Source organism: Rathayibacter oskolensis (assembly GCF_900177245.1).
Taxonomy (GTDB): Bacteria; Actinomycetota; Actinomycetes; order Actinomycetales; family Microbacteriaceae; genus Rathayibacter; species Rathayibacter oskolensis.
In genome coordinates, this window is the sequence record NZ_FXBM01000001.1 from 95,065 (window position 1) to 121,273 (window position 26,209).

Sequence of the window (26,209 nt, forward strand, 5' to 3'; positions counted from 1 at the left end):
TCACGGAACGGGCGCGGCCCACGGGTCGGGGATCGCGGCCAGCAGGGCCCGCGTGTAGGGGTGCTGCGGGGCGTCGAAGATCTGCTCCGGAGTCCCGGACTCGACGATGCGACCCTGCTGCATGACGTGCACGGTGTGCGAGATCATCCGCACCACCGCGAGGTCGTGGCTGATGAAGAGGTAGCTGAGGCCGAGCTCGCGCTGCAGTCCGGCCAGGAGCTCCAGGATCTGCTCCTGCACGAGCACGTCGAGCGCCGACACCGCCTCGTCGAGCACCACGAGCTCGGGCGAGAGGGCGAGCGCCCTGGCGATCGCGACCCGCTGCAGCTGGCCGCCCGAGAGCTGCCGCGGCAGCTTGGACGCGACGTCCTGCGGGAGCGCGACCTGCGACAGCAGCTCCTCCACCCGCTTCCGGCGGCTCTCGCGATCGCCGATGCGGTGCAGGAGGAGCGGCTCCTCGATGCTGCGGAACACGGTGTAGCGCGCGTCGAGCGAGCTGTAGGGGTTCTGGAAGACGGGCTGCACGTGCCGGCGGAAGTCCGTCAGCTCTCCTCCGCGCAGGTGCGCGACGTTCCGCCCGCGGAACTCGATCGTGCCGCTGGTCGGCTCCTCGAGTCGCAGCACCAGCTTCGCCGTCGTCGACTTGCCCGAGCCGGACTCGCCGACCACCGCGATCGTCCTGCCCCGCGGGATGTCGAACGAGGACGACTCGACCGCGGTGAACGAGGACCGGCCGATCCGGCCCGTGCGCACCGGGTACTGCTTGCCGACCTCGGTCAGTGAGACGAGCGGCGCCTCCTCCGACGCCGGGGCCGCCTCCGCAGTGACGAGCCGCTTCGAGGTCAGGTTCGGCGCGGCGGCGAGCAGGCGCTGCGTGTACTCGTGCTCGGGCGAGCGGAGGATCCGCTCCGCCTCGCCCTGCTCGACCACCTCGCCGCGGAACAGCACGAGCACGCGGTCGGCGCGCTCGGCCGCGAGCGCGAGGTCGTGCGTGATCAGGATGACGGCCGTGCCCATCTCGGCGGTGAGCCGCTCGAGCTGGTCGAGGATCCCGCGCTGCACCGTGACGTCGAGGGCGCTCGTCGGCTCGTCGGCGATCAGCAGGCGCGGACGGCAGGCGAGGCCGATCGCGATGAGCACCCGCTGCCGCATCCCTCCGGAGAGCTCGTGCGGATACTGCCGCGCCCGGCGTGCCGGCTCGGGGATGCCGACCATCTCGAGCAGCTCGACGACGCGGTCGTTCGCGGCGGCCGCGCTCAGCCGGCCGTGCACGAGCAGCGCCTCCCGGATCTGGGTCCCGATCCGCTGCAGCGGATTCAGGTTCGACATCGGGTCCTGGGGGACGAGCCCGATGCCCGCACCGCGGAGGGCGGTCATCCGCTTCTCGGTCGCCTGCGCCAGATCCTCGCCGTCGAAGAGGATCGAGCCCGAGGAGATGCGGCCGTTGTCGGGCAGGAGGCGGTTGATGCTCGCCGCGGTCGTCGACTTGCCGGAGCCGGACTCGCCGACGATCGCGATCGTCTCGCCCGCGCTCAGCTCGAGGTCGAGGCCGCGCACGGCGTCGATCTCGCCGGTGGGCGTGCTGAACGAGATCGTGACGTCGCGGAGGGACAGGAGCGGAGCGGACACGGCGGAGCCTTTCGCGGGGGGTGGGGCGGGTGCCGCCGAGGGGGCGACGGCACCCGGTGTGGTCAGGCGGAGACGGTCTCGAGCGCCCAGGACTCCTCGATCTCGGCGAGATCGACGACCTCGCCGAACGACCAGGCGATCCCGAAGAGCGCGTAGTGGTTGCGCTCGGCGGTGAACTCGGCGACCGCGTCGCGGACGACGTAGGTGCCGTAGTCGCGCTGACCGGCGTCGCGCGCCGTCGACTCGACGCAGATGTTGGTCGTCACTCCGCAGATCACGACGTTGCGGATGCCCATGCCGTTCAGCACCGGCTCGAGCCGGGTGCCGTAGAAGGCGCTCGGCCGCGACTTGTCGATGACGATCTCGTCGGGTCGCGCCTCGAGCTCGGGGATCAGCTCGATCTCGTCGGTTCCCGCGCCGAGCGAGTTCGACGCGATCCGCTCGGCGGCCTTCGCCCCGCGGACGGGCCCGAAGTCGACCATCCCGGGCATGTAGACGTAGCGGGTGAAGATGACCGGGACGCCGGCTGCGCGGGCGTCGCGGACGAGGCGCACGGTGCCGGGGATCGCGTCGCGGAGCGGGGTGACGTCGATGCCCGAGCGGCCGAGCGAGTCGTCGTTGTCGAAGAAGGCGCGCTGCATGTCGACGACGATGAGGGCGGTGTTCTCGCGGGGGATGGTGGTCATGGCGTTTCTCCTGATCGGATTCGGTATCGGGGTGGGGTGCGTCAGTTGAAGACGATCATCCCGTCGGGCCGCGGGGTCCACTCGAGGCCCTGGGCGACGCCGTAGGTGTAGGTGTCGGTGAAGAGGGGGGCGTAGTAGGTGTTCTCGTCGACGAGGGCCGAGATCTGCGCGAAGTCCTCCGCGCGGGCGGTCTCGTCGGCCTCTCCGGTCTCGGCGACGAGCAGCTCGTCGATCGCGGGGTCCGAGGTGTAGCCCTGTCCGCCCGACTTCAGCAGCATCGTCAGCGGCAGGTCGGCGTCCATGACGGACGGCGCGAAGGCGTAGAGGTAGAGACCCGGGAGCGACGCCGAGAACCAGTTGCCGCTGAAGGTGTTCGCCTCCTGGCCGTCGAGCTCGATGGTGAGCCCGACGTCCTCGAGCTGGCTCGCGATCGCCTGGGCGATCTGGTCGATCTGGGGGAGGCCGGAGGAGGGGTAGGAGAGGGTGATCGGGCTGCCGTCGTAGCCGGAGGCGGCGATCAGCTCGCGGGCGGCGTCGGCGTCGGTCTCGGTGGCGGCGAGAGCGTCGTCGTAACCGAACGACACCGGCGCGATCAGCTGGGCGGTGGGGGTGACGGAGCCGTTGAGCAGGTCGTCGCTGATCGCCGTGCGGTCGATCGCGAGATCGACGGCCTCGCGGACCTCGGGGTCGGAGAGCCACGGTGCGGTCGCGTTGAAGCCCGTGTAGAGGACGCGGTTCGACTCCTGCTCGACCACGTCGACGGTGCCGGAGCCCTCGACGGCCGCCACGTTCGACGGACCGAGCAGCGCGAGGTCGAGGTCGCCGGACTGCACGGAGTTGGCGCGGGTCGTCTCGTCGGGGACGGGCTGGAACACGACCTCCTGGTAGGCGCCCTTCTCGCCCCAGTAGTCGTCGTTGCGCTCGAGGGTGATCGAGTCGCCGTTCACCCACGACTCGACCGAGTAGGGGCCGGAGCCGACGGGGGCCTTCGCGAACGCGTCGGCGCCCGTCTCCTCGTAGGCGGCCTTCGGCACGATCGGGACGAGGGTGACCTGGCGGTCGAAGGGGGCGAACGGCGTGTTCAGCGTGAAGGTGACCTCGTTCTCTCCGGTGGCCTCGACGGAGTCGACGGCCGACAGGTAGCCGCCGAGGTTCGAGGCGGGGTCGCCCATCGCTGTCTCGTAGGTGAAGACCACGTCCTCGGGGGTGACGTCGGTGCCGTCCTGCCAGGTGGCGTCGTCGCGGAGCGTGAAGACCCAGCTGGTCAGGGAGTCGTCGTGGGTCCACTCCGAGGCGAGGCGCGGCGAGACGCTGCCGTCGGCGTCGACCTGCGCGAGCTGGTCGAACACGTTGTAGAAGATGTTCAGCGCCGGCAGCTGGGTGTCGTAGAGCGGGTCGAGCGACGAGGGCTCGCCGGTCAGCGCGACGGTGATGCTCGTCGTGTCGGCGGCCGAGGCCGAGCCGTCGTCGAAGGAGGCGCAGCCGCCGAGGGCGAGCGCGGCCGCGCCGACGAGCGCGACGGCGCCGAGGGGGCGGCGGAGGGGTGCGGGAGTCACGAGGGGGATGCCTTTCGGGAGGTGGGGACGGGGATCAGCGGCGCGAGCGGCCGGCGATGCCCTGCGAGACGAACTGGATGCCTCCGATGACGAAGAGGATCATCAGGGCGGGCAGGAGGGTGAGGGCGGGGTCGGTCTGCAGGTACTTCTGGCCCTCGTTGATCATCAGACCGAGGCTCGGGGTGGGCGGCTGGATGCCCAGGCCGAGGAAGCTCAGCGACGACTCGATCGTGATCACGACGCCGATCTCGAACGCTGCGAGGATGAGCACCTGCGGGAGGACGTTGGGGAGCAGGTGCTTGCGCACGATCCACCAGCCGCCTCCTCCCGCCGCGGTCACGGCGGCGACGAACTCGCGCTCGCGCAGCGACACCGCCAGCGACCGGGTCACCCGGCCGTAGCCGACCCAGTTCGTCAGCCCGAGCAGCGTCACGAGCAGCAGCGGGCTCGAGCCCAGCGCCGCGACCAGCACGATCAGGAGGAGCACGACGGGGATCGCGAGCTGCACGTCGCCGACGGCCATCAGGAAGCTGTCGAGGCGTCCGCGCCGCCACCCCGCGAGGAGTCCGATCGCCAGGCCCACGACCGCGCTGATGGCGACGGCGCCCAGGGCGACGAGGAGGGAGACCCTGGTCGCGACCGCGAGCCGGCTGAGCGTGTCGCGGCCGAGCGCATCGGTTCCGAGCAGGTGCGCGGGGTCGGTGAACGGCACGGCCCGGCTGCCCGCCAGATCCTGCGAGTAGGGGTCGAACGTCGGGAGGAACGGGACCACGGCCACGACGAGAGCGACGACCGCGAGCATCGCGACGGCCAGCACCAGCGACGGGGTCGAGAGGTGGGAGGAGGCGAGCTGCCAGCGGGTGCGGGTCTTGATGACCTCGGTCGTCACGACAGCCTCACTCTCGGGTCGAGGACCGCGTAGAGCAGGTCGACGACCAGATTGATCACGATGAACAGGAGTGCGATGACGACGACTCCCGCCTGGACGACGGGGTAGTCGCGCTGCGTGACGCCCTGCACGATCAGGCGCCCGAGCCCCGGCCAGTTGAAGACCGTCTCGAGCACCACCAGGCCGCCCACGAGCACCCCGAGGTTGATCCCCGCGACCGTGATGATCGGCAGGAGCGCGTTGGGGAGCATGTGGCGGACGACGATCCTCCCCTTCGAGACGCCCTTGGCGCGGGCGGTGCGGACGAAGTCGAGCGAGCGGCTCTCGTCGAAGGAGGCGTTGAACAGGCGCAGGTAGAGGGCGACCTCGAAGGTGGCGATCGTGATCACCGGGATCACGTAGCTCGCGTAGGAGGTCCGGCCGAGCGCGGGCAGCAGCCCGAGGCCGACCGAGAAGACCAGGATCATCAGGATCCCGAAGAGGTACGGCGGGATCGCCTGCCGCAGCGTCGCCGCCCACAGCATCACCCCGCGGAGCCGGCGGTCGCCCGTCACCTCGGCCAGAACGGCGAGGCCCGTGGCCATCACGATCCCGATCACGAACGAGACGATCGCGAGCTCGAGGGTCGCCGGCAGCCGGTCGAGGACGAGGGAGAGGGCGGGCTGCCCCTGGCGGATCGACTCGCCGAGATCGCCGCGCAGGATGTCGGCGAGGAACGTGCCGTACTGCACGAGCAGCGGCTGATCGAGGCCGAGCGACCGGCGCACGTCGGCGACGTCCTCGGCGGTGGCCTGATCGGGCAGCATGAGGCGGACCGGGTCGCCGGTGAGGCGGGCCAGCACGAAGGCGAACGTGAGCACGGCGAGCAGAGTCGCGAGGGCCCTCACGGCCCTCCAGCCGAGGAATCGGAGCATGTCGTCACCCCTCTCTCGGTGTCGGCGATGGTGTGTCGAGCGGGGAGTCCGTCGATGAGTCAGGAGCGTAGGAGGACCGGACTCGCTGCCTGATTGCGGGGGCGTGAAGACTGGATTGCGCACGATCGATCCGCGGCGGGGCGGCGATCCGGGCGCTGTCCGCCACCGCTCGACGGCCGCCCCCGAGCACCGCGGAGACGGGCTCGCCGGACGGTGCGGGCGCGGCGCCGGCGCTCGCGGTCACTGCGCTGCCCGCTCGCGGGAGGACAGGACGGTGCACGGGCGACCGGTCGTCGCGGCGGGCGATCGCCTCCTCGGTGGCGGATTCGACGCGGTCGATCGCGTCAGGGGTGCTCCCGGTCGCGTCCCGGGCGGCGGAATCTCCGCGACTTCCGCGTGATTCCGGGCGCTTCGGCCCCTCGCGGCCGGCGCTGAGCGAACCCCGGAACACCGTCCGCACTGTGTCGACCGGCGCAATCCAGATTCAACATCCGGGTGTCAAGATCGTGCCCAGACGGCGGGATCCCTCCCGCCGTGGAGGGAGTGGCCGTGCGCAGCGTGGTCGTCGTCGGGAATCCGAAACCGCAGTCCCGGACGCGCGCCGCCGCCGAGAACCTCCTCGCGCAGCTCGGCCTGCCCGCCCCCGAGGTGATCGAGCTGTCGGACCTCGGCCCGGGGCTCCTCGGCTGGGGAGACCCAGCGGTGAAGGAGGCGGTCGCGCTCGTGCAGTCGGCCGACGTCGCCGTCTTCGCCTCACCCACCTTCAAGGCGACCTACTCGGGCCTGCTCAAGCTCTTCCTCGACCAGTTCGCCGGAGGCACCGGACTCGCGGGCGTCGTCGCGATCCCCTTCATGCTCGGCGCCGCGCCGAACCACGCGCTGGCGCCCGACCTCACTCTCAAGCCCGTCCTCGTCGAGATCGGCGGGATCTGCGCCACCCCCGGTCTGTACCAGCTCGACTCCTCCTTCCTGGAGGATCCCGCCCTCGCCGCCTGGACGGCGCGCTGGGCTCCCGTCATCACCGCACTCACCGACTCCTCCGGAAGGACCTCCTCGTCATGACGCTCGAGACCTACTCGCCCGACCCGCAGCTGCTCCGCCAGGCTTTCTCGCACTTCCCCTCCGGAGTCGCGGCGTTCGCCGCCGAGGTCGACGGGCAGCTGGAGGGGATGGTCGCCTCCTCCTTCTCGGTGGGCGTGTCGATGGACCCGCCGCTGGTGATGTTCGCGATCCAGAACTCGTCGACCACCTGGCCGGTGCTGCGCTCGGCCGGCCGCGTCGGCGTCTCGGTGATGGGCGCCGGCCACGACGGAGCCGCGCGCCAGCTCGCCTCCCGCAACAAGGCGGGCCGGTTCGAGGGCCTCGAGATCGAGAAGAGCGAGGCCGGCGCGGTGTTCGTGCACGGGTCACCGCTGTGGCTCGAGTGCTCGATCTTCGGCGAGATCCCGGCGGGCGACCACCACGTGGTGCTGCTCGAGGTCACCGCTCTGCACAACGACGAGACGATCGAGCCGCTGGTCTTCCACGGCTCGGCGTTCCGCCACCTCCGCTCGGTCGCCTGAGCTCAGGGCCCCGGCGCGTCAGTCCTCGGTCGGAGGCTCGCGAGTCTCGGCGGGCGGCACGACGGGGACGAGCACGACCCGATCCGCCTCGACGGTGACCGTCATCGAGCGGTGACCCTCGATGGTGATCGTCTGGCCCGCCTTCAGGCCGCCGCTCTCGAGGAGCGACTGCGCCACGAGGGTGCTCTGCTCGACCGAGTCCTGCGTGATCAGCGCGGGCTGGGGTCCGTCGGCGGTCGCCGGCGGCACGTCCTGCGAGTGCTGGAGCCTGGTCATCACCCGGCTGAGGAGATCGCGGCGGAGGAATCGGGGGCGCGGCATCCTCCGATCGTGCCAGGGCCGCCTGGGGAGCAGGCCGGGAGGCGCGGGTGGTTGCGGTCGCGGCGCCGATCGAGGTAGTGCGTCCCTTGACAGCGGGCCTCCCTCGTCGGGACCCTGGGGCTCATGCCGAACCAGGAGGCACAACCGTGACCCGTGTCCGCGTCGACCTCAACATCTCGCTCGACGGCTTCGCCACGACGACCGATCAGACGCCCGAGAACCCGTTCGGCGACGACTGGGGTCGCCTCACCGCCGCCTACGTGGCGACGCGCACCTTCCGCGAGCGCGTGCTGCACGACACGAGCGGAGGCGGCACGACGGGCGTCGACGACCGCTACGCCGCGCACTACTTCGAGGGCATCGGCGCCGAGATCATGGGCGCCGGGATGTTCGGGCTGCACGCGAACCCCGACGACCCCGACTGGCGGGGATGGTGGGGCGACGAGCCTCCGTTCCACGTGCCCGTCTTCGTGCTCACGCACACGGCCCGTCCGCCGCTCGAGATGGCGGGAGGCACCACCTTCCACTTCGTGAGCGCCTCGCCGGAGGAGGTCCTCCGCTCGGCCGTCGAGGTCGCCGGCGACGGCGACGTGCGGGTGGGCGGCGGCGCCTCGACCGTCCGGCAGTTCCTCCGCGCCGGCCTCGTCGACGACCTCCACGTCGCCGTCGCGCCGATCGTCCTCGGGAGCGGTGTGCGGCTCTGGGACGACTTGCGCGGTCTCGAGTCGGGGTGCGTCGTCAGCTCGGAGGCGGCCCCCGGCGGCGTCACGCACCTCACCTTCCGGCGCGAGGCCCGCCCGTGACGGCGATCGCCCGCTCCTGACCCGCGCCCTGCGTCAGGACGACCGGATGGACCGCAGCGAGGTCTGGCAGAGCATCGACGCCGAGCGGGAGGCGCTGGCCGACCAGCTCGACGGGCTCGACGCCTCCCTCTGGATCACGCCCTCGCTCTGCACGGGCCTCACGGTGCGCGAGGTGCTCGCGCACCTCACGGCCAGCGGAGCGGTCTCGGGCCCGCGCTGGTTCGCGGGAGTGGTCCGCGCCCGGTTCGACTTCGACCGGCAGCTCGAGGATCGCCTGCGCGAGCAGCTCGGCGCCACGCCGGAGGAGACGCTGAGCCGGTTCCGGGGCACCATCGGCAGCCGAACGTCGCCCCCGCTGCCCGGGCTGGCGCTCCTGGGTGAGACGGTCGTGCACGGGGAGGACATCCGTCGCCCGCTCGGCCTCGCCCGCGAGCACCCTCCCGCTGCTCTGGTCGCGCTGCTGCGCTACTACGCCGGCACCGATCAGGTGGTGCTCGCGAAGAAGCGCGTGCGGGGCCTCCGGCTGGAGGCCGTCGACAGCGGGGTCTCGCTCGGAGTCGGCGAGCCGGTCCGCGGCCGCACCCTCGCGCTCATCATGGCGATGACCGGACGGGGGGACTACTGCTCCGAGCTGACCGGGCCCGGAGTGCCCGTCCTCGCGTCCCGCGCGGGCTGAGGCGCTCTCGGAGCAGTGTCCCTGGCGATCCGCCACCGCCCCGGCCGCCCGGTCACCCGCCCGGGACGATCTCCCGCGTCGGCCGCTGGAACGCGTCGGACCAGTACCGGTAGCCGCGGTCGTTGAGGTGGGGCGGGAGGAGGGAGAAGATGTCGAGCCGCCTCCCCGGACCGGTGAACACGGAGGCGAAGTCGGCCCGGCGGATGCGGCGCTCGTCGGCGACGTCGGCGAGGACGCTCTGATAGGCGTTCCGGCCGGGCTCGAGGGGCAGGTCGCTGATGACCGTGCGGTCGGCGGGGAGGAGCGCTGTGAAGCGCAGCAGGTCGCGCCGGTAGTCGGGGAGGGGCACCCGGGACTCGAGATCGCTGGGCGTCGCGACGACGATGAGATCCGCCGTGGCCAGGTCGGCGCGCTGAACCTGGTCGCGCAGGATCTCGTCGGTCGTGGCTCCGGCGGCGGCGAGGTTGGTGACGTGCACGGAACGGCCCGTGCGCTGCTCGAGGTCGCGCGCGATGCGGCCGACGAGGCTGTTCCGAGGGTCGAGCGCACCCACGCCGACCACGCAGGAGTCGCCGAAGGCGACCATGCGCAGTGCGTCGGGAGCGGCGGGGCGCGCGGCGAGCTCGCGCCAGTAGCGGGGGTGATCGGCCGCCCGGGCGGCGGTGAGGGCGACACCGGACCCGAGGACGGCGACGACCGACGCGGCGGCGATCAGCGACAGCCGGCGGATCGTCACGAGGGCTCGTGCCGCAGAGGCCGGGCCGACCAGCCGGCGCCCCTGAGTGCGCCTCTCAGCGCCGCGGCGAGGGAGAGGAGCTGGTCGTCGTCGATGTCGTGCTGCCGAAGGAGGTCCGTCAGGGCGTCATCGAGCAGCGTGCCGGCCTGCTGCTCCCGCGCCGCTCCGGTCGGAGTCAGCGCGACGGTGTTCCGGCGGCGGTGGGCGAGGTCGGCGGCGACCGTCACGTAGCCGGCCTCGGAGAGGGTGACCAGCATCCGACTCACGGCGGCGTCGCTGTGGCCGATGTGCTCGGCGAGCTCGTGCTGATGGGTGCGCCCGAGTCTCGCCACGGCGGACAGTACGTAGTACTGCCGATACGACAGGCCGGTCTCGCGCTTCAGGATGGCGGCGGCGGAGCGGTCCAGCAGTCCGACGACCTCGTGCAGCACTCCGGCCAGTGACTCTTGCATAGTCAAATATTGACGTGTTTACTGAGCCGTGGCAAGCCCGCCGCGACCGAAGGGGTCCCGATGTACGCCACCGCGATCGCGATTCACGCCACGGCAGGAACAGCCGGCTTCGTCCTCGGCCTGCTCCTCGCGTGCCGGCCCGGTCTCGCGGGCCGGCGCCGACCGGTCGTCCGGGTCTACGTCGGGCTCATCGTGGTGCTCGTCGCGGGCCTCGCCGCCGCCGTCATCGCCGACTGGTCCGGGATGGAGGCCTCGCGACGTCTCGTCGATGTCGGCCTGATCCTCCTCGGTCTGTACACCCTGCACCGGGCGGTGCGTGCGCTGCGGGTCTCGAGGGCGGCGGGCGGCGAGTGGCGCCCGGCGTTCGTCGATCACGTCGGGTTCACCCTGATCTCGCTGTTCGACGGCTTCGTCATCGTCGCCGCTCTCAACCTGGGCGCCCCGACCCCGCTCGTTCTGCTCATCGCCGCGCTCGGGGTCGTCGGCGGTATCGCCGGTGTCCACCGCCTCCGTGTCCGAGCGGAGACGGAGGCCGGGGCTCGACGCGCCTCCGATCCCGATCGGGTCTGAGCGAAGGCGCGGTGCAGGGTCCCGGTCAGGACGGACGCGTCGCCTCACCGGTCACTCCGGACGCGTGCTCCCCCCACTGCTCCGCGACAGGCCCAGGTCGGTCAGCCAGTCCTCCACCGCGTCGACGACGAGGCCCGGCTGCCGACGCGCCCAGAGGAAGTGGTCGGTCGAACCGGCACGGACGCTGATCGACTCGGCCGTCGGGGGCAGGCGCGCGGCGAGATGGGCGACGGCGCCGGCGGGGACCAGCGGATCGCCCTCGACGGCGACGAGGAGAGCCGGCGGGCGAAGGAAGGCGAGGGCTGTCTCGTAGTCGGTGTCGTCGCCGTGCAGGCGGTAGCGGCCGTGGCGGGCCTCGAACGCCCAGTCGCGCATGAGGGCGCGCGGTTGCCTGCCGGCGAAGCCGAGGCGGTGCCCCGGCCAGTAGCCGAGCACGGCCGCCGTCGCCCGGACGATCGCGATCTGGAGGCCGCGCTGGACCCGCCGGCGCGGAGACCTCCGGCGCGGAGACCTCCGACCCGGAGACCGTCGACCCGGAGCGGAGTCGCGCGGCACCGAGCTGGTGCCGGCCGCGAGGGTGACGACGCCGTCGGGGGAGATCGCCCCCGAGGCCGCCGCGAGGAGCGCGACCTGACCGCCGAGGCTGTGGCCGACCACGACCACCGGCCCCTCGGAGCCGACCAGCTCGAGCACAGCGGGCAGGTCGTGCCGGACGAGGTGCCGGTAGCCGAACGGCGCGCGCCTCAGATCGCGCGGCGTCGAGGACGGCATGCCGCGCATCTCGACGGCGACGATGCGGCGCCCGCGGTCGGCCCAGTGCGTCAGCAGCGGGTCGTAGAAGGCGAGGGGCACCCCGAGCGCCGGGAGGAACACGAGGGTCGCGCCCTCGCTCGGGACGCCGTACTCGACGGTGACGGGTCGCGGCTGGGGCGTCGGTTCGGCGGTCACCGGCCGCTCCCGCGCCGCGGCCGCGCGCTCCGGTCGGACAGCGGCAGCACGACGTGCTCCCGGAGGTGCTGGTAGACCACCGAGGTGCGGACGTCGGCGACCTCGCGGCGCTGGGTCAGTTCGTCGATGACGAAGGCGTAGAGGTCGTCGTTGTCGCGGACGGCGACGTGGATGATGAAGTCCTCGTTGCCGGCGGTGACGAACACGCCGACGGTCTCGTCGAGGCCGCTCACCCAGTCGCGGAACGCCTCGATGACCTCCCGCGACGGGGGCCGGATCCGCACGGCGATGAGGGCCTGGACCCCGCGGCCGATCGACGCCAGATCGACCGCGAGGGTCGCCTGCTCGATGACGCCGCGGTTCCGGAGGCTCCGCGTCCGATCGAGCGCGGTCGTCGGCGAGACGTGGACCGCCGTCGCGAGGTCGCGGTTCGTCGTCCGTGCATCCGACTGGAGAACGCGCAGGATCCGGACGTCGAGCTCGTCGAGCACCGCCTCTCGGGGTTTCCGCTGGTCATTCATACGGTGATCTTCTCGCGCATGAGTCGCCGTGCCTAGTCTCGTCCCATCCCACCGGAGGAACGACGACTCGAGGATCCCCATGACCGACACTCCCCCCACCCGCGTCGGGTTCAGTCCCGACGAGATCGACACCTCCGCCCCGACCCGCTCCGCGCGGCTCAAGTGGGTCGTCGTCGTCGACGAGGCGCTGCCTCCGGGTCGCGCCGTCAACGCCGCGGTCTGCGTCAGTGCGGCGACGGCCGCCGGGGTCGACGGGCTGCTCGGCCCCTCGGTCCGCGACGCAGCGGGCTCCCCGCATCCGGGGCTGCCCTGGGCCGGATGCACGGTGCTCGCCGCCGACGCGGCGACCCTCCGCACGATCCGCGAGAGGGCGGAGGCGCACGAGGGCACCTTCGTCGCCGACATGCCCGCCGCGGCGCAGGCGACCCGCGTCTACGACGAGTACCTCGACGCCGTCTCGACGAGCACCCCTGACGAGGTCGACTACCTCGCGGTCAGCCTCGTCGGCCCGAAGAACCGCATCGACAAGATCGTCGGCCGGCTGCGGCTGCTGGCGTGACGCCTGCCGTGCCGAGGCGGTGACCGCGAGGCGTGAAGAAACCGATTTTCGTGATTCGGACGTCTCTGAAAACTTTGTTCACCGTTCACCTGGCCGGCCTCTGAGCGTCACGAGGCGGGTCTAGCGTCGGACGCATGACGATCACGGACCGCGCGACAGGCATCACGGAGCACATCCGTGCGACGCTGCCGACCCTCTCACCCGCTGAACGGCGAGTGGCGACCGAACTGCTGCGCGACCCGCAGGCCGTCATCCACCAGTCCGTCACCGAGCTGGCGCTGCGCGCGGAGACGTCGGCGGCCACCGTCGTCCGGCTCTGCACGAGCGTCGGTCTGCGCGGGTTCCAGGACCTCAAGATCACTCTGGCCCGCGAGACCATCCCCACCGATCAGCGCGTGCTCGGCGCGATCCTCCCCGACGACGACGACCGCGACATCGTCCGCAAGGTGCTCGGCGGCTCCATCGCCGCGCTCGAGCAGGCCGTCTCCTCCGTCGACACGGGCGCGGTCACGCGCATCGCCGACACCATCCTCGGCGCCCGCCGTGTCCACTTCGGCGCGGTCGGCACCTCCGCCCCCCTCGCCTCCGATGCCGCCTACCGACTCACCACCATCGGGATCGACGCCACCTTCCACCCGGACGTGCACGCCCAGCACGTCGGCGCGAGGATGCTCGGCCCCGAGGACGTGTTCTTCGCGATCAGCCACACCGGCTCGACCTTCGAGACCCTCGCCACCGCCAAGGCGGCCCGGGCCGCCGGTGCGACGATCGTGGCGCTCACCAGCTTCGCCAGTTCGCCCCTGCTGGACGTCGTCGACCACGCCGTGATCGCCGGGAGCCCGGAGGTCGCGTACCGGGTCGAGGCGATGGCCAGCCGGATCGTGCACCTCGCCCTCTTCGACGCGATCTTCGTGCTGCTCACCCTGCGCAGCCCCGACAGCGCCGACTACCAGAACCTCACCGCCGACGTGCTCATCGAGCACCGCATCTAGGCCACACCCCCCCCGGAACGCTCCCACTCGACGGACCCCGCCCGTCGATGCCTCCAGCGCGCCCGGAGCCCAGCCCTCACCCCTAGCGAAGGACACCCCTGTGCACGGACACATCACCGACGGCGACACCGGCGCCCCGCGCTCCGGAGTCGTCGTCACCAACGGCGTCGACGTCACCGCGACCGACGCCGACGGCCGCTACGACCTGCCCGACCGCGGCGACTTCGTCGTCATCACCCGCCCCTCGGGCACGACGGCCGCCACCTGGTGGCGCCGCCGCGCCGAGCTCGACGGCACCGGGCGAGCCGACTTCGCGCTCACCGCCGTCGATCAGCCGCTGCCCTACCGCTTCGTCCACCTCACCGACACCCACATGACGGTCCCGGAGGGAGTCGACCCCGACGCCGACGCCCACCGCGACAACTTCCTCCTCTACCGCGAGGGCAGCCTCCCCGCCCAGATCGACGAGTTCCTCGCCGAGCTCGACCGGCACGCACCGGACGTGCAGAGCATCATGATCACGGGAGACCTCGTCGACCACGGCCTGCCGGCGCAGTACCGCGCCTACCTCGAGGTCATGGCGACGAGCCCGGTGCCGGTGCACCTCATCCCGGGCAACCACGACCACATGAACGGCGGCCACGACACCGTCGTGAGCCGGAACAACTACCTCACCAACGCCGGCACCGTCGAGAACTACGAGCGCTTCGTCGGACCCCGCTGGTACAGCTTCGACGTCGCCGGACTGCACGTGGTCGCCATGGACTGGCACAGCCACGAGCTCGGCCTGGACCACGAGCAGCAGAACGCGTGGGTCGCGAACGACCTCGCCGCGCTCACCCCGGGCGCCCCCTGGATCCTGCTCTTCCACGACCAGCCGGGGAGCTCGCTCGTCGACCACCTGCCCTGGCAGCCGATCGCCTCGTTCTCGGGCCACTGGCACACCTCGCGCGTCGTCGACGTCGAGGGCACGATGCACGTCAACTCGCCCACCACCTTCTTCGCCAGCCTCGACTACAGCCCCCCGGCCTACCGCATCGTCACCTGGGACGGCACGGGCATCGCCCTCGAGACCCGCACCCTGACGGCCGAGAGCGAGCCGAGCGTCCGCACGGCCACCTTCGCCGCCTCCCGCGCCGAGCCCGCCTCGGGGGAGGTGCTCTGGCGCTCGCAGCTCACCGGAGCAGCGCACCGGCAGTCCGCGAGCATCGACGGCACCCTCGTCCTCGCCGGCTCCCAGATCGAGGACCGCGCGGCGGGCACCGTGGAGGCGTTCGACCTCGCCTCGGGCGAGCGGGTCTGGAGCGCCGCCACCTCCTCGGCCGTGAAGACGACTCCGCTCGCCGCCGGCGACCTCGTGATCGCCGCCGAGGTCAGCGGAGACGTGACCGCCCACCACCGCGAGACCGGCGACCTCGTCTGGCGCACGCCGTCGAGCGATCCGCTCCGCCGGTTCGCGTGGGGCGGGCTCGCTCTCGCCGACGGCCGCGTCTTCGTCGGCGACCAGGCCGACCTGCGCTGCCTCGACGCCGCCACCGGAGCCGTGATCTGGCGCCGCACGGACCTCTCGCCGCACCACAACCTCGTGAACCACGCGGCCCCGCTGATCGTCGGCGACCTGCTCGTGATGGGCTTCTGGCCCACGCCGCAGCACCCCGTCGGCCTCGACGCTCGCACCGGCGAGAGCGTCTGGGCGACCGAGGAGCCCGACACCGCTCAGGCGTTCAAGACCTTCAAGCGCCTGCTGATCATGGGCACCGCAGCGTTCGACCCGGCGACCGACGCCGCCTACCTCCCCGCCTTCGGAGGCACCACCCGCGTCGATGGCGCCACCGGCGCCGTGCGGTGGATCGCCGAGCACCCCGGCGGGTTCAGCCCCTCGACTCCGCTCGTCACCGAGCGCGGCATCGTCGCGACGGCGGCGGGCCAGGGGATCCGGATGCTCGACAGCGAGACCGGAGCGACGATCTGGGACCTCGACATCGCCGGGGACGCTCCGTTCCCGATGGCGTCGTACACCAAGATCCCGCACCCGGTCCTGGCCGCTCCGACGCTGGTGGACGGCGAGCTGCTGCTGCCGGGCCTCGACGGAGTGATCCGCCGCGTCGATTTCGACGGCCGGCAGATCGGCGAGAGCGCACTCGGTGTGCCGCTCGCCTCGAGCCTGACCGACGCCGGCGGTGCGCTCGTGGCGGTCGGGGTCGACGGCGGCGTGCTGGCGTTGGAGCGCACCGTCGCCGGTGCCCGCGTGCTCGCGCAGGAGTCGGTCTCGTGACCGCCCTCCTCGAGCGTCCCGAGACCGACGCCCCGGAGGTTCCCGACCGGCCCCGTCGCGGTCGCTCGCGCCTCGCACCGATCCTCTTCGTCGCGCCGGCGGTGATCGGCATCACCCTGTTCGTGGTCGTCCCGGCCGTGCTGTCGCTCGTGGCGAGCTTCTTCTCCGTCCCGCTCGCCGGTGGCGAGTGGAGCTTCGTCGGTCTCGCCAACTTCGAACGGATCCTCTCCGATCCCGCCGTGCTGCAGTCGATCGGCAACACCCTCCTCTACTCGCTGATCACGATCGTGCCGAGCCTCGCGATCGGCCTCGCGCTCGCGCTCCTGGCCGACAGCGTCACCACCGGTCGCGCGCTCGTGCGCACGCTGCTGTTCCTCCCGATGACCGCCAACCTGGTCGCGATGGCCGTCGTGTTCCGGTGGGTGTTCGCCTTCCAGGGCGGATTCGTGAACCAGCTGCTCGGTTTCGTCGGCATCGGCGCCGTGAACTGGCTCGGCGACACGTCGACCTCGCTGGTGACCGTGGCGCTCGTGGGCGTCTGGCGCGGCGCCTCCTTCGCGATGATGATCTTCTTCGCGGGCCTGGCCACCGTGCCGGGCACGATCCACGAGGCGACGAGGGCCGAGGGCATCCGCGGCTGGACGAAGCTCACGCGGATCACCCTGCCGATCATGAAGCCGACGGTGGTGTTCGCCGCGGTGATCACGATCCTCGGCTCCGTGCAGGCGTTCGACACGATCAACGTGATGACGCAGGGCGGCCCCCAGGGCTCCTCCGAGACCGTCCTCACGATGATCTGGAAGCTCGGCTTCTCGTACTTCGACCTCGGCGCGGCGTCGGCGCTCTCGCTGCTGCTGCTCGTGGTGCTGATCGGCGTCGGGGTCCTGCAGCGCAAGGTCCTGGCCGGAGGCTCGCGATGAGCGCCGCCTACCGCCCGCTGAAGTGGCTGCTGATCACCCTCGCCGTGCTCATCTCGGTGTTCCCCTTCTACTGGATGCTGCGCACCGCCGTCGCGCCCGCCGACGAGGTCTACTTCGACGGGATCTCCCTCCTGCCCTCGAGCATCGATCTCGGCAACTTCGTCCGCGCCTGGACGAAGGCCGACCTCGGCACGGCGGTGCTCAACGGGGCACTCGTCACCGTCGCGATCCTCGCGGCGCAGCTGCTGACCTGCATCCCCGCCGCCTACGTCCTCGCGAAGGTGCGGATGCGCGGCTCCGGTCTGGTGCTCGCCCTCGTGCTCGGCTGCCTCCTGGTCCCCAGTCAGGTGACGCTGATCCCGACCTTCATCGGGATCAACATGGTCGGCCTCGGCGACACGCTCGCCGGGCTGGTGCTGCCGTTCGTCACCAGCGCGTTCGGGATCTTCCTCCTGCGCCAGCAGATGATGTCGATCCCGGAGTCGCTGATGGAGGCGTCGCGCACCGACGGGCTCGGGCACGGTCGCACTCTCCTGCACGTCGTGATCCCGATGGCCGGCCCCGGCATCGCCGCCTTCAGCGTCTTCTCGGTGTTCGTGCACTGGAACGAGTACCTGTGGCCGCTGCTGGTGGCCCGCAGCCCCGAGATCGCCACCCCTCCTCTCGCGCTCGCTGTGTTCCAGCAGGCCGAGATCGGTTACGACTACTCCGCGCTCGCCGCCGCGGCCGCCATCGTCACGGCGCCCGTCGTCATCCTCTTCCTCGTCGCGCAGAAGCGCTTCGTGCAGGGGATGAGCGGCAGCGAGATCCCCGGCTGAGACCCCTCCCTCCTCTCACCCCCACGTTCTTCGACTCAAGGAGCTCCACCGTCATGTCCGCACCCCGTCTCCTCGCCGTCGGCGCCCTCGCGCTGTCCTCGGCTCTCCTCCTCTCGGCCTGCTCCGGCTCGTCCGCCGCCTCCGACCCCGACGCGAGCGTCGCCGCGGCAGCCGCGATCGACAGCTGCGACCCCGCCGCCACGACCATCAGCGCCGTCTTCGGCCAGCAGGCCACGGAGGCGATGACCGTCGCCGCCGCGAACCTGCAGGCCGAGTACCCCGGCCTCACGATCGACGCGACCCCGCAGCAGACCACCAGCTATGACGAGCTGACCAAGCAGATCGTCGCCGACATCGCGGTGGGCAAGCGCCCCGACGTGATCATGACCGGCCTCGGCCAGCTGCGCTTCTGGGTCGACACCTACGCGCCGATGCCGATCGACCCGTCGACCCTGCCCGAGACCTACCAGTCGCAGTTCCTCGGCGCCGGCACCGTCGATGACACGGTCTACCTCGCCCCCGCTCAGATCTCGGCTCCGGTGCTGCTCGTGAACGAGCAGCTGGCCGACGAGGCCGGAGTCGACGCCGCCGACATCTCCACGCTCGACGAACTCGTCGCCGCGGCCGAGAAGGTCACCGCGGTCACCGGGTCCCCCTCCGTCACCATCCCCACCGACGGACTCGCCGACTGGTTCGGCCAGGCCTTCGTGCAGGGCTCCGGCGGCACGTTCGTGAACGAGGACGGCACCGCCGGCTTCGGCGACGACACCGGTGTCGAGGCGCTCTCGATCTGGTCCACCCTCGGGGCCGAGAAGCTCGAGCTCGGAGTCGGCCAGCAGGACGCCATCGCTCAGTTCGCGGGCGGCAACGCGGCCTTCATGGTCACCACCACCTCGCTCATCGCCACGATGAGCACCACGATCAACGGAGCGTTCGACTGGACCCCGGTCGACCTGCCGAGCGTCGGCGGCGAGGGCGGTGCGCTGCCCGCCGGCGGCAACGGCTGGGTCGTCCTCTCGGAGGACGCCTGCCAGGCCGCCTTCTCGAGCGCGCTGGTCTCAGAGCTGCTCTCGACCGAGGCCGTGCTGAAGGCCTCCGGGACCGCCTACAGCTACATCCCCGTCGACTCCGCCGCCGCGGCCGAGCTGCTCGCGAGCGACGCGGCGACTCCCCAGCTCACCTACGCCTGGAGCTACGACAAGGACCTCACCCCCTGGGGCGGCTTCGCCGGCGACACGACCGTCCAGGTGAACGACACGTTCCGCTCGATGGCCCAGAGGCTGGCCACCGGAGCGGACGCGGCCGAGACGGTCGGCGCGGCCGTCACCACCATCGACGGCATCGTCGGGAAGTGACGACGATGGCCTCCGTCGAGCTCGCCTCCCTGACCAAGACCTTCGGCGCCGTCCGTGCGCTCGACGGCATCGACCTCCGCATCGAGGACGGCGAGCACGTCGCCGTCCTCGGGCCCTCGGGCTCCGGCAAGTCCACGCTCCTCCGGGTGATCGCGGGCCTCGAGGACGCCGACTCCGGCACCGTCTCGTTCGCGGGCGTCTCGCAGGCCGGGATCCCGGCCCACCAGCGCGACGCGGCGATCGTGTTCCAGCACTTCGCCCTCTACCCCCACCTGTCCTCGCTCGAGAACATCACCCTCGGGCTCCGGCACGGCCTCGGCCTCCCCAAGAAGGAGGCGGAGGCGCGGGCCAGGGACATCGCCGGCCGGATGCAGGTCGAGCACCTCCTCGACCGCCGGCCCAAGCAGATGTCGGGCGGGCAGCGGCAGCGCATCGCTCTCGCGCGGGCCCTGGCCCGCCGCAGCGGCATCGTGCTGCTCGACGAACCGCTCTCGGGCCTCGACGCTCAGCTCCACGCCGTCCTGCGTCTCGAGATCGCGACCCTGCTGCGCTCGGTCGGTGCGACCGGGATCAACGTCACGCACGACCAGCTCGACGCCATGGCGATGGCCGACCGCATCGCGGTCATCCGCGACGGACGCATCGAGCAGCTGGGCACGCCCGACGAGCTCTACGCGGCACCGGCGACGCTCTTCGTCGCCGGGTTCATCGGCACCCCTCCGATGAACCTGATGACCGTCGGCGAGGATCAGGCGTCGCCGTTCGGCGCGGTCCGCGGTGCGGCCGGTCTGACGCTTGGCGTGCGCGCCGAGCAGCTGCGGCTCGCGAGCGGCCCGGGCGACGGCTGGTCGATCACGGGAGTCGTCGAGCTGGTCGAGCCGACCGGCAAGGACCGCGTCGTGCACCTGCGCACGGCGGAGGGCGCCGCGGTCGCGCTGCGCTGTGACGTGGTCGAGTCGCCGCGGGTCGGCTCCGCGGTGAGCGCCGTCTGCGGGCGCTCGGACGTCCACGTCTACGACTCCCTCACCGGCGCGCGCCTCGGCGACGCGGTGGAGCGCGGACTGCTGCCCGTCGAGCGGGTCACCGCGTGAGCCTGTCGGACACGGCGGTGCTGTTCGACTGGAACGGCACCGTCGTGCTCGACGCCGACCGGGCTCGTGACGCGTTGAACGCCGTGCTGCTGTCGCGGGCCCGCCCCGAGCTGAGTCTCGCCGGCTTCAGCGCCGAGTTCTCTCTCCCGATGTCGGCGATGTTCGGCCGGCTCGGCGCCGAGGACGCTGTCGCGGCGGAGGAGGAGTGGAACGCGCACATGGCGACGCGTCCGTCCGTCGCCAGGGACGGCGCCCACGAGGCACTCGGCGCACTGGCCGAGGGCGGGGCGTTCCTCGGCATCGTCTCCGCCGCCGCCCGCGTCAGCGTCGAGTACGACCTCGACAGCCTCGGCTTCGCGGTGGAGTGGGACGCGGTGGAGGCGCCGACGGTCGACAAGCTGGCGGTGCTCCAGCGCTACCGCGGGCGACGCGAGCGAGCGGTCTACGTGGGCGACACGGCCTACGACGTGAGCTGTGCGCGGCGGGCGGGCTACCTCGCGGTCGCGGTGGCGGGCGGCTACAACCCGCCGGATGTCCTGCGGGCGGCGGGGGCCGACCACGTCGTCTCGGATCTGCGGGAGCTTCTGCCGCTGCTCGGAGGCGCGGACTGACGGGTCCGCCGCGTCACTCCGCCGCTGCCGGGGCCGTCACCGGGTGCCTGCGGAGTGCCGCCTGAGCCCGCGCCGCCTCTCGACGCCGAGGATCCCGGTGGCGAGAGCCGCGCCGATCGCGGCTCCCACGGTGTTCATGAACCAGTCGTCGGTGTCGCAGGAGCGACCCAGCGCCGGTGCGAGCGCCTGGACGAGCTCGATGAGCGCCGAGAGGCCGGAGACCGCTGCGAGAACAGGCAGCGGACGCCCGACGCGCAGCGCGGCGAACAGGGTCAGCGGCAGGAGCATCGCGATGTTCGCGAGGGTGTCGAGCCCCTGGAACGGCATCGAGAACTGCACCGTGCAGAGGGCCGGCGCGCGGTTGTCCTCGGGCGACAGGGCGACCGCGAGTCCGGCGACGAGCGCGAGCACCGCCAGGACCGACAGGGTGCGAGCGCGTCGCGTGCGCACCAGCAGGAGGCCGAGTGCGGCACTCGCGACGATCCCGACCCAGAAGAGGATCCGCACGAGCACGACGTTCTCGGCGAGGAAGGTGCTGATCATCCGGTGGGCCTCCGCGGGCGTCGTCGTCTGCGTTCCCGACGCGACTCCCTGAAGGGTAGAGGAGCGAGGCCGGCTGACGCGGGACGGCGGCGGCTCCGATACTGTGCAGGCACACCCGTTCGAGGGAGCCCTCATGAGCATCGCGTTCCTCCTCACCACCCTCGTCGTGGTGGTCACCCCGGGGACGGGCGCCCTGTTCACCATCGCGGCGGGGCTGTCGCGCGGGTCGCGGTCGAGCCTCATCGCCGCGGTCGGCTGCACCCTCGGCGTGGTCCCGCACATGGTCGCCGCGATCACGGGGCTCTCCGCCCTGCTCAACGCCTCGGCGATCGCGTTCCAGGCCCTCAAGTACCTGGGGGTCGCCTACCTGCTCTACCTCGCCTGGCAGACCTGGCGCGACCGGAGCCCGCTCGCCGTCGACGAGGAGGCGGCGCCGCAGTCGGCGGGGAGGGTCATCCGCAGCGCCGTCCTGATCAACGTGCTCAATCCGAAGCTCACGATCTTCTTCTTCGCATTCCTCCCGCAGTTCGTCGCCACCGACCGGTCGGGGGCGACGCTGCACATGGTGGCGCTCAGCCTAGTCTTCATGGCGGTCACCTTCGTCGTCTTCGCGCTCTACGGCCTCTTCGCCGCGGCGGTGCGCACCTTCGTCCTCTCGCGACCGCGGGTCGTGTCGTGGATGCGCCGCACGTTCGCCGCGGCCTACGTGCTGCTCGCCGGTCGCCTCGCGCTCGAGGAGCGCTGACCGGACGGATGGCGGTCGAGCAGCCGCCGATGCTCCGGTGTCGGTGGTCGCTGATTCAATACTCGTATGGCAGGGATCGATTCGGCGGAGGCGGCGCTCGCCGAGGTGCGCGGGCACGGCGACCGCGCCGCCGAGCTCGCCCGCTCCGCAGCACCGCTGCACCTCGCCTCCGCTGAAGCGCTCTACGCGGGATACCGGGCGGCGACCGCGACACCGGAGTCGTTCGCTCGCGGCCTGTCCCGCAGCGAGACGGAGGATCTCGTCGAGCGGTCGATCCGGGCGGAGTTCGCGGTCGCGCTGGGGGTGTCGGAGCGGGTCGCGACGAGGGAGCTCGAGCACGCCCAGCTGCTCGTGGAGCACCTGCCGCTGACCCGCGCCGCACTCGCGGCGGCGCGCCTGCGATGGGAGGCCGGTCAGGCGATCTGCACGGTCGCCGACACGCTGCCGGTGGAGTCGCGCGCCGCCTTCGACGAGCGCGCAACAGAGCTCGCGGTCTCGGTGACGCCCACGCGGTTGCGGCAGCTGCTGGCGCGGTTGCGCGACGAACTGCACGCGCAGCCCCTCGCCGAGCGCCATGCTCGCGCGCGCGAGGACCGTGCCGTCTGGCTCACCCCGGACTTCGACGGGATGGCGACCCTCTGCGCGTTCGTCCCCGCGCCGGCCGCCGTCGGAGCGTTCGACCGTCTCGACCGGATCGCGCGTGCGCTCCGCGACGACGCGGACGGCTCCGGAGACCAGCGCACGCTCGCGCAGTTGCGCGCCGACGCGCTGGCCGATCTGCTCTCTGACGGCGACGTCGCCGGGACCACGCCGATCAGCGACCCCGGTGAGCCTCCGGCGACGTTCGTCCCCGGCGTGCGCGCCGAGGTGCGGCTCACGCTGCCCGCGAGCACTGCCGCCGGGCTCGACGACACCGCCGCAGACCTCGACGGCTACGGTCTCATCCCGGCCGAGGTCGCGCGCAACCTGGTCGGCGTCGGCACCTCCTTCACCGCGGTCGTGACCGACCCGAGCACCGGAACGGTCGTCTCCGTCGGCCGCACCCACCGCGTCCCTCCTCCGCGGATGCGGCTCCTCCTGCAGCTGCGCGACCAGACCTGCCGCTTCCCCGGCTGCACCCGCACCGCCGCGCGCGCCGAGGCCGACCACACGGTCGAGTGGCGGAACGGCGGCTCCACCGCCCTCGAGAACCTCGCGAGCCTCTGCGTCGCCCACCACCACGTCCGCCACGGCGACCGCTGGACCTACGTCCTCCATCCCGACGGCACGGCCGACTGGACCACTCCGACGGGCCGCAGGGTCACCACGAGGCCGCCCGTCCTCCCCGGGAGCCCGGCGGCACCACCTCCGCGACCGCGATTCCACGACGCCCCGCCGCCGTTCCGACACCCGGAGTGGTCCCCTGCCGACGCTGTCCTGCCGGACCCTCCCACGACCGCGGGATCCGGTCGTAGCGTGGAGCCATGACCCTTCGACTCACCCTCAACAACGGCGTCACCCTGCCCGCCCTCGGCCTCGGCGTCTTCCAGAGCGCCCCCGAGGAGACGACGGCCGCCGTGCAGTCCGCTCTCGAGGTCGGCTACCGCCACATCGACACCGCGGCCGCGTACGGCAACGAGCGCGAGGTCGGCGAGGGCATCCGCCGCTCCGGTCTCGACCGCTCGGACGTGTTCATCGAGACGAAGGTCTGGGTCACCGACTACGGCTACGACCAGACGCTGCACGCCTTCGAGAAGGCGACCGGCAAGCTCGGCGTCGAGCAGCTCGACCTGCTGATCCTGCACCAGCCCGTCCCCTCCCGCTTCGACACGACGATCGCCGCCTACCGTGCGCTCCAGAAGCTCCTGGCCGACGGCGGCGTCCGCGCGATCGGCGTCAGCAACTTCACGCCCGCCCACCTGGCGCGGCTCCTCGCCGAGGTCGACGTGATCCCCGCCGTCAACCAGGTCGAGCTGCACCCCTACTTCTCGCAGCCCGATGTGCGGCGCGAGGACGCGGAGCGCGGGATCCTCACCCAGGCCTGGTCGCCGATCGGCGGCATCACCTTCTACCCCGGCTGGGGTGATGAGCGACGCAGCGTCATGGACGACCGGGCGATCGCGGCGATCGGGTCCGAGCACGGCAGGAGCCCCGCGCAGGTGATGCTGCGCTGGCACCTGCAGCAGGGCCGTTCCGCGATCCCCAAGTCGACGAACCCCGAGCGGATCGCCGCGAACTTCGACGTCTTCGACTTCGAGCTCACCGACGACCAGCTCGCCCGCATCGACGCCCTCGACACCGGCGTGCGCAGCGGACCCGACCCCGACGTCGAGCGCCCCGCCCTGTTCGAGCGCTCGATCCCGGAGGCGTGAGCGCCGGCACACGTCGGTCGCCCCGCGGTCACGCGAGCGAGTACACCGCGACGAAGGCGGCCGCGGCGGCAGCGGTGACGGCGACCGCGCCCAGGACGACGAGCCCGCGCGGTCGTCGCCTGATCACCGCGAGGCTCAGGAACCCCACCCCGAGCACGATCTCGATCCACCAGTAGACGGGACTCGTGGTCTCGGCGATCGCGCCGAGAGCCCAGACCCCCTCGCCGCTCAGGACACCCGAGAGCGGCGCCACCGCGAGCACCCGCCAGGCGTTCGATCCGTGCCGGGTGAGCGCCGCGGCCGCTCCGAGGATCGGTCCGGCCGGAACGGCCAGCAGCCAGAAGAGGTCGGTGAACGGCGGCGAGTAGCCGAAGCCGCGCCAGGCGGTGACGAGGTCGTAGCCCTCGAGCAGGAACCAGAACGAGAGCAGGCCGAGCACCGCACCGGCCACCGGCCGGACCCCGCCGAGCCGGACGAGCGCGAAGACCAGCATCGACCAGCCTCCGGACGAGTTGGCGAACGCGGTCACCGAGAACGGCAGCGAGCTCTGCAGGAGGCTGGTCAGGCCACCGAGGACGAGCCCCCCGACGACGGCGAGGACGAGGCCGCGGAGGAGGTGCGGGGCGTGCGGGCGGCGGGCCGGTGCGGAGGGCATGAGGCGATTCTCCGGACTCGCGGCGGCGGAGGGGATCAGGGGAAGCCCTGAGATCCGATCACTCGACCCTGGCATCCTCTCGCGTCAGGTCTCGTCGTTCGCGCGCGCCTCGATCCAGTCGACGGAGTCGTCCGACAGGGTCGGCCCGTCGGAATCGTCCGCATCGGACTCCGCCCGCACGGCACCGCCGGCGGCGACGATCTCACGCACCAGTGCCTCCGGGATCGCATCGCCGTTGTTGGCGATCAACCACTCCCTCGCGGAGTCGCTCAGCTTCGGCCACCACACCTCGATATCCATGGCGGAAGTCTCGCACTCATGCCACCAGGGCCTCGAGCTGCTCGACGATCAGGTCGGGGCGGGTGAGGAACGGGTGGTGGCCGGTCGGCAGCTCGACGCTGCGCGTGGCCCGGGACGCGTGGAAGCGCTGCAGGGCGACCGACGTGCTGCGGTCCTCGGTGCAGACGAGGTAGGTGGAGTCGACTCCGTGCCAGCCGGCCGCGCTCGTCGGTGCGGTGAAGGCGGCGGCCGACTGCGCGGTCACCCGCTCCCAGGCCGCGCGCCGGGTCGCGGCGTCGGCGTCCTGCAGGAACCGGGCCCCGAAGGCGTCGGCATCGGAGCCGGCGAGCCTCAGCAGGCCGTCGTCGCCGCCGACGAGTGAGACCGGGTCGCTCTCGCCGCTCATGATCGCGCCCTGCGACAGACCGGTGTCGGGCAGGTACGACGAGACGTAGACCAGCCGCTGGGCTGCGGGGTGGTGTCCCGCCTCGGCGATCACCGTGCCGCCGTAGGAGTGCCCGACGACGATCGCGGAGTCGACGTCGTCGAGCGCGCGGCGGAGCGCCTCGGCGTCGGCGGCCAGGCCCGCGGACGACGGATCGGACGCGGTCTCGCCGCAGGACGGGAGGGCGAGGGCGCGGCTCCGGATGCCGGTGCGCTCCTGCAGGAGGTCGGCGCTCGGGCGCCACCACCACTCGCCGTCCCGCACCAGGGCGCCGTGCACGAAGATCAGGTCCATCGGGTTCTCCTCA

General features: G+C 72.1%; 30 protein-coding genes. 16 read left to right on the top strand and 14 right to left on the bottom strand.

The genetic code is table 11. The features are described 5' to 3' along the window. From B9Y99_RS00455 to B9Y99_RS00475, 5 genes are all read right to left on the bottom strand, one after another. Positions 1–1,629: a dipeptide ABC transporter ATP-binding protein gene (locus B9Y99_RS00455; RefSeq protein WP_085474656.1), complete on the bottom strand. Its 1,629-nt coding sequence runs from the start codon at positions 1,627–1,629 to the stop codon at positions 1–3. Positions 1,630–1,691: 62 nt separating this feature from the next. Further along, a complete protein-coding gene (locus tag B9Y99_RS00460) occupies positions 1,692–2,315 on the bottom strand; it encodes a cysteine hydrolase family protein (protein WP_085474657.1) in 624 nt (207 codons plus the stop codon). Positions 2,316–2,356: 41 nt separating this feature from the next. Then, positions 2,357–3,871 (bottom strand): ABC transporter substrate-binding protein, encoded by a 1,515-nt coding sequence (locus B9Y99_RS00465; RefSeq protein ID WP_165759498.1) that lies wholly within the window; start codon positions 3,869–3,871, stop codon positions 2,357–2,359. A 34-nt stretch (positions 3,872–3,905) separates the two neighbouring features. Further along, positions 3,906–4,760: an ABC transporter permease gene (locus B9Y99_RS00470; RefSeq protein ID WP_085474659.1), complete on the bottom strand. Its 855-nt coding sequence runs from the start codon at positions 4,758–4,760 to the stop codon at positions 3,906–3,908. Continuing rightward, complete coding sequence (locus B9Y99_RS00475) at positions 4,757–5,674, bottom strand: ABC transporter permease (RefSeq protein ID WP_085474660.1); 918 nt, start codon at positions 5,672–5,674, stop codon at positions 4,757–4,759. The genes B9Y99_RS00470 and B9Y99_RS00475 overlap by 4 nt, the downstream gene beginning before the upstream one ends. Positions 5,675–6,223: 549 nt before the next feature. Here B9Y99_RS00475 and B9Y99_RS00480 point away from each other — a divergent pair. Then, a complete protein-coding gene (locus B9Y99_RS00480) occupies positions 6,224–6,736 on the top strand; it encodes an NADPH-dependent FMN reductase (protein ID WP_085476169.1) in 513 nt (170 codons plus the stop codon). Then, positions 6,733–7,236, top strand: a complete 504-nt coding sequence (locus B9Y99_RS00485) for a flavin reductase family protein (RefSeq protein ID WP_085474661.1) — start codon at positions 6,733–6,735, stop codon at positions 7,234–7,236. Before B9Y99_RS00480 ends, B9Y99_RS00485 begins: the two co-directional genes overlap by 4 nt. Before the next feature lie 18 nt (positions 7,237–7,254). Here B9Y99_RS00485 and B9Y99_RS00490 read toward each other — a convergent pair whose 3' ends face one another. After that, positions 7,255–7,557, bottom strand: coding sequence for a hypothetical protein (locus tag B9Y99_RS00490; RefSeq protein ID WP_085474662.1), 303 nt, complete (start codon positions 7,555–7,557; stop codon positions 7,255–7,257). 146 nt (positions 7,558–7,703) lie between these two features. On the opposite strand from B9Y99_RS00490, the gene B9Y99_RS00495 reads away from it, so the two are divergent. Continuing rightward, entirely contained in the window at positions 7,704–8,360 is a 657-nt protein-coding gene (locus B9Y99_RS00495; RefSeq protein ID WP_085474663.1) for a dihydrofolate reductase family protein, read from the top strand. A gap of 46 nt (positions 8,361–8,406) precedes the next feature. Continuing rightward, entirely contained in the window at positions 8,407–9,036 is a 630-nt protein-coding gene (locus B9Y99_RS00500) for a maleylpyruvate isomerase family mycothiol-dependent enzyme (protein ID WP_085474664.1), read from the top strand. A gap of 52 nt (positions 9,037–9,088) precedes the next feature. On the opposite strand, the gene B9Y99_RS00505 is transcribed toward B9Y99_RS00500, so the two are convergent. After that, positions 9,089–9,772 (bottom strand): SGNH/GDSL hydrolase family protein, encoded by a 684-nt coding sequence (locus tag B9Y99_RS00505; protein ID WP_085474665.1) that lies wholly within the window; start codon positions 9,770–9,772, stop codon positions 9,089–9,091. Beyond that, entirely contained in the window at positions 9,769–10,224 is a 456-nt protein-coding gene (locus B9Y99_RS00510) for a MarR family winged helix-turn-helix transcriptional regulator (RefSeq protein WP_085474666.1), read from the bottom strand. Before B9Y99_RS00510 ends, B9Y99_RS00505 begins: the two co-directional genes overlap by 4 nt. Positions 10,225–10,284: 60 nt before the next feature. On the opposite strand from B9Y99_RS00510, the gene B9Y99_RS00515 reads away from it, so the two are divergent. Further along, positions 10,285–10,794 carry a hypothetical protein gene (locus B9Y99_RS00515; protein WP_085474667.1) on the top strand — a complete coding sequence of 170 codons (510 nt, stop codon included), beginning with the start codon at positions 10,285–10,287 and terminating at the stop codon, positions 10,792–10,794. A 51-nt stretch (positions 10,795–10,845) separates the two neighbouring features. Here the strand turns inward: B9Y99_RS00515 and B9Y99_RS00520 are convergent, their stop codons facing one another. Next, positions 10,846–11,742, bottom strand: a complete 897-nt coding sequence (locus tag B9Y99_RS00520; RefSeq protein ID WP_085474668.1) for an alpha/beta fold hydrolase — start codon at positions 11,740–11,742, stop codon at positions 10,846–10,848. Next, entirely contained in the window at positions 11,739–12,263 is a 525-nt protein-coding gene (locus tag B9Y99_RS00525) for an Lrp/AsnC family transcriptional regulator (RefSeq protein WP_085474669.1), read from the bottom strand. Before B9Y99_RS00525 ends, B9Y99_RS00520 begins: the two co-directional genes overlap by 4 nt. 79 nt (positions 12,264–12,342) lie before the next feature. Between B9Y99_RS00525 and B9Y99_RS00530 the strand changes: the two genes are divergently transcribed. From B9Y99_RS00530 to B9Y99_RS00565, 8 genes are all read left to right on the top strand, one after another. Next, a complete protein-coding gene (locus tag B9Y99_RS00530; protein WP_085474670.1) occupies positions 12,343–12,822 on the top strand; it encodes a DUF2000 domain-containing protein in 480 nt (159 codons plus the stop codon). 134 nt (positions 12,823–12,956) lie between these two features. Continuing rightward, a complete protein-coding gene (locus B9Y99_RS00535) occupies positions 12,957–13,814 on the top strand; it encodes a MurR/RpiR family transcriptional regulator (protein WP_085474671.1) in 858 nt (285 codons plus the stop codon). Between the two features lie 100 nt (positions 13,815–13,914). Beyond that, positions 13,915–16,089, top strand: coding sequence for an outer membrane protein assembly factor BamB family protein (locus tag B9Y99_RS00540; protein WP_085474672.1), 2,175 nt, complete (start codon positions 13,915–13,917; stop codon positions 16,087–16,089). Next, positions 16,086–17,009 carry a carbohydrate ABC transporter permease gene (locus tag B9Y99_RS00545; protein ID WP_085474673.1) on the top strand — a complete coding sequence of 308 codons (924 nt, stop codon included), beginning with the start codon at positions 16,086–16,088 and terminating at the stop codon, positions 17,007–17,009. Before B9Y99_RS00540 ends, B9Y99_RS00545 begins: the two co-directional genes overlap by 4 nt. Then, a complete protein-coding gene (locus B9Y99_RS00550; protein ID WP_085474674.1) occupies positions 17,006–17,827 on the top strand; it encodes a carbohydrate ABC transporter permease in 822 nt (273 codons plus the stop codon). Before B9Y99_RS00545 ends, B9Y99_RS00550 begins: the two co-directional genes overlap by 4 nt. A gap of 53 nt (positions 17,828–17,880) precedes the next feature. Then, positions 17,881–19,182 carry an extracellular solute-binding protein gene (locus tag B9Y99_RS00555; protein ID WP_085474675.1) on the top strand — a complete coding sequence of 434 codons (1,302 nt, stop codon included), beginning with the start codon at positions 17,881–17,883 and terminating at the stop codon, positions 19,180–19,182. Between the two features lie 5 nt (positions 19,183–19,187). Continuing rightward, entirely contained in the window at positions 19,188–20,273 is a 1,086-nt protein-coding gene (locus B9Y99_RS00560; protein WP_085476170.1) for an ABC transporter ATP-binding protein, read from the top strand. After that, positions 20,270–20,884 (top strand): HAD family hydrolase, encoded by a 615-nt coding sequence (locus B9Y99_RS00565; protein WP_165759499.1) that lies wholly within the window; start codon positions 20,270–20,272, stop codon positions 20,882–20,884. The genes B9Y99_RS00560 and B9Y99_RS00565 overlap by 4 nt, the downstream gene beginning before the upstream one ends. 36 nt (positions 20,885–20,920) lie before the next feature. Here B9Y99_RS00565 and B9Y99_RS00570 read toward each other — a convergent pair whose 3' ends face one another. Beyond that, positions 20,921–21,427 carry a VanZ family protein gene (locus tag B9Y99_RS00570; RefSeq protein ID WP_165759500.1) on the bottom strand — a complete coding sequence of 169 codons (507 nt, stop codon included), beginning with the start codon at positions 21,425–21,427 and terminating at the stop codon, positions 20,921–20,923. A gap of 133 nt (positions 21,428–21,560) precedes the next feature. Here B9Y99_RS00570 and B9Y99_RS00575 point away from each other — a divergent pair, with 133 nt between their 5' ends. From B9Y99_RS00575 to B9Y99_RS00585, 3 genes are all read left to right on the top strand, one after another. Beyond that, complete coding sequence (locus tag B9Y99_RS00575) at positions 21,561–22,172, top strand: LysE family translocator (RefSeq protein ID WP_085474678.1); 612 nt, start codon at positions 21,561–21,563, stop codon at positions 22,170–22,172. 66 nt (positions 22,173–22,238) lie between these two features. Further along, positions 22,239–23,639, top strand: coding sequence for an HNH endonuclease (locus B9Y99_RS00580; RefSeq protein ID WP_085474679.1), 1,401 nt, complete (start codon positions 22,239–22,241; stop codon positions 23,637–23,639). Further along, entirely contained in the window at positions 23,636–24,523 is an 888-nt protein-coding gene (locus tag B9Y99_RS00585; protein ID WP_085474680.1) for an aldo/keto reductase, read from the top strand. The genes B9Y99_RS00580 and B9Y99_RS00585 overlap by 4 nt, the downstream gene beginning before the upstream one ends. A 28-nt stretch (positions 24,524–24,551) precedes the next feature. On the opposite strand, the gene B9Y99_RS00590 is transcribed toward B9Y99_RS00585, so the two are convergent. From B9Y99_RS00590 to B9Y99_RS00600, 3 genes are all read right to left on the bottom strand, one after another. Further along, on the bottom strand, positions 24,552–25,178 hold the full coding sequence (locus B9Y99_RS00590; RefSeq protein WP_085474681.1) for a DUF6518 family protein: 627 nt from the start codon (positions 25,176–25,178) through the stop codon (positions 24,552–24,554). 84 nt (positions 25,179–25,262) lie between these two features. Beyond that, positions 25,263–25,478 (bottom strand): hypothetical protein, encoded by a 216-nt coding sequence (locus tag B9Y99_RS00595; RefSeq protein WP_085474682.1) that lies wholly within the window; start codon positions 25,476–25,478, stop codon positions 25,263–25,265. Positions 25,479–25,494: 16 nt separating this feature from the next. Beyond that, on the bottom strand, positions 25,495–26,196 hold the full coding sequence (locus B9Y99_RS00600; protein WP_085474683.1) for an alpha/beta hydrolase: 702 nt from the start codon (positions 26,194–26,196) through the stop codon (positions 25,495–25,497). Between the last annotated feature and the right edge of the window lie 13 nt (positions 26,197–26,209).

Excerpts from the sequence above, each read along its gene's own strand:
- B9Y99_RS00490 (WP_085474662.1), bottom strand. The coding sequence starts at position 7,557 with ATGCCGCGCCCCCGATTCCTCCGCCGCGATCTCCTCAGCCGGGTGATG.
- B9Y99_RS00485 (WP_085474661.1), top strand. The coding sequence starts at position 6,733 with ATGACGCTCGAGACCTACTCGCCCGACCCGCAGCTGCTCCGCCAGGCT.
- B9Y99_RS00550 (WP_085474674.1), top strand. The coding sequence starts at position 17,006 with ATGAGCGCCGCCTACCGCCCGCTGAAGTGGCTGCTGATCACCCTCGCC.
- B9Y99_RS00580 (WP_085474679.1), top strand. The coding sequence starts at position 22,239 with ATGGCAGGGATCGATTCGGCGGAGGCGGCGCTCGCCGAGGTGCGCGGG.
- B9Y99_RS00460 (WP_085474657.1), bottom strand. The coding sequence starts at position 2,315 with ATGACCACCATCCCCCGCGAGAACACCGCCCTCATCGTCGTCGACATG.
- B9Y99_RS00595 (WP_085474682.1), bottom strand. The coding sequence starts at position 25,478 with ATGGATATCGAGGTGTGGTGGCCGAAGCTGAGCGACTCCGCGAGGGAG.
- B9Y99_RS00530 (WP_085474670.1), top strand. The coding sequence starts at position 12,343 with ATGACCGACACTCCCCCCACCCGCGTCGGGTTCAGTCCCGACGAGATC.
- B9Y99_RS00475 (WP_085474660.1), bottom strand. The coding sequence starts at position 5,674 with ATGCTCCGATTCCTCGGCTGGAGGGCCGTGAGGGCCCTCGCGACTCTG.
- B9Y99_RS00555 (WP_085474675.1), top strand. The coding sequence starts at position 17,881 with ATGTCCGCACCCCGTCTCCTCGCCGTCGGCGCCCTCGCGCTGTCCTCG.
- B9Y99_RS00575 (WP_085474678.1), top strand. The coding sequence starts at position 21,561 with ATGAGCATCGCGTTCCTCCTCACCACCCTCGTCGTGGTGGTCACCCCG.
- B9Y99_RS00525 (WP_085474669.1), bottom strand. The coding sequence starts at position 12,263 with ATGAATGACCAGCGGAAACCCCGAGAGGCGGTGCTCGACGAGCTCGAC.
- B9Y99_RS00535 (WP_085474671.1), top strand. The coding sequence starts at position 12,957 with ATGACGATCACGGACCGCGCGACAGGCATCACGGAGCACATCCGTGCG.
- B9Y99_RS00600 (WP_085474683.1), bottom strand. The coding sequence starts at position 26,196 with ATGGACCTGATCTTCGTGCACGGCGCCCTGGTGCGGGACGGCGAGTGG.
- B9Y99_RS00510 (WP_085474666.1), bottom strand. The coding sequence starts at position 10,224 with ATGCAAGAGTCACTGGCCGGAGTGCTGCACGAGGTCGTCGGACTGCTG.
- B9Y99_RS00590 (WP_085474681.1), bottom strand. The coding sequence starts at position 25,178 with ATGCCCTCCGCACCGGCCCGCCGCCCGCACGCCCCGCACCTCCTCCGC.
- B9Y99_RS00515 (WP_085474667.1), top strand. The coding sequence starts at position 10,285 with ATGTACGCCACCGCGATCGCGATTCACGCCACGGCAGGAACAGCCGGC.
- B9Y99_RS00585 (WP_085474680.1), top strand. The coding sequence starts at position 23,636 with ATGACCCTTCGACTCACCCTCAACAACGGCGTCACCCTGCCCGCCCTC.
- B9Y99_RS00500 (WP_085474664.1), top strand. The coding sequence starts at position 8,407 with ATGGACCGCAGCGAGGTCTGGCAGAGCATCGACGCCGAGCGGGAGGCG.
- B9Y99_RS00570 (WP_165759500.1), bottom strand. The coding sequence starts at position 21,427 with ATGATCAGCACCTTCCTCGCCGAGAACGTCGTGCTCGTGCGGATCCTC.
- B9Y99_RS00560 (WP_085476170.1), top strand. The coding sequence starts at position 19,188 with ATGGCCTCCGTCGAGCTCGCCTCCCTGACCAAGACCTTCGGCGCCGTC.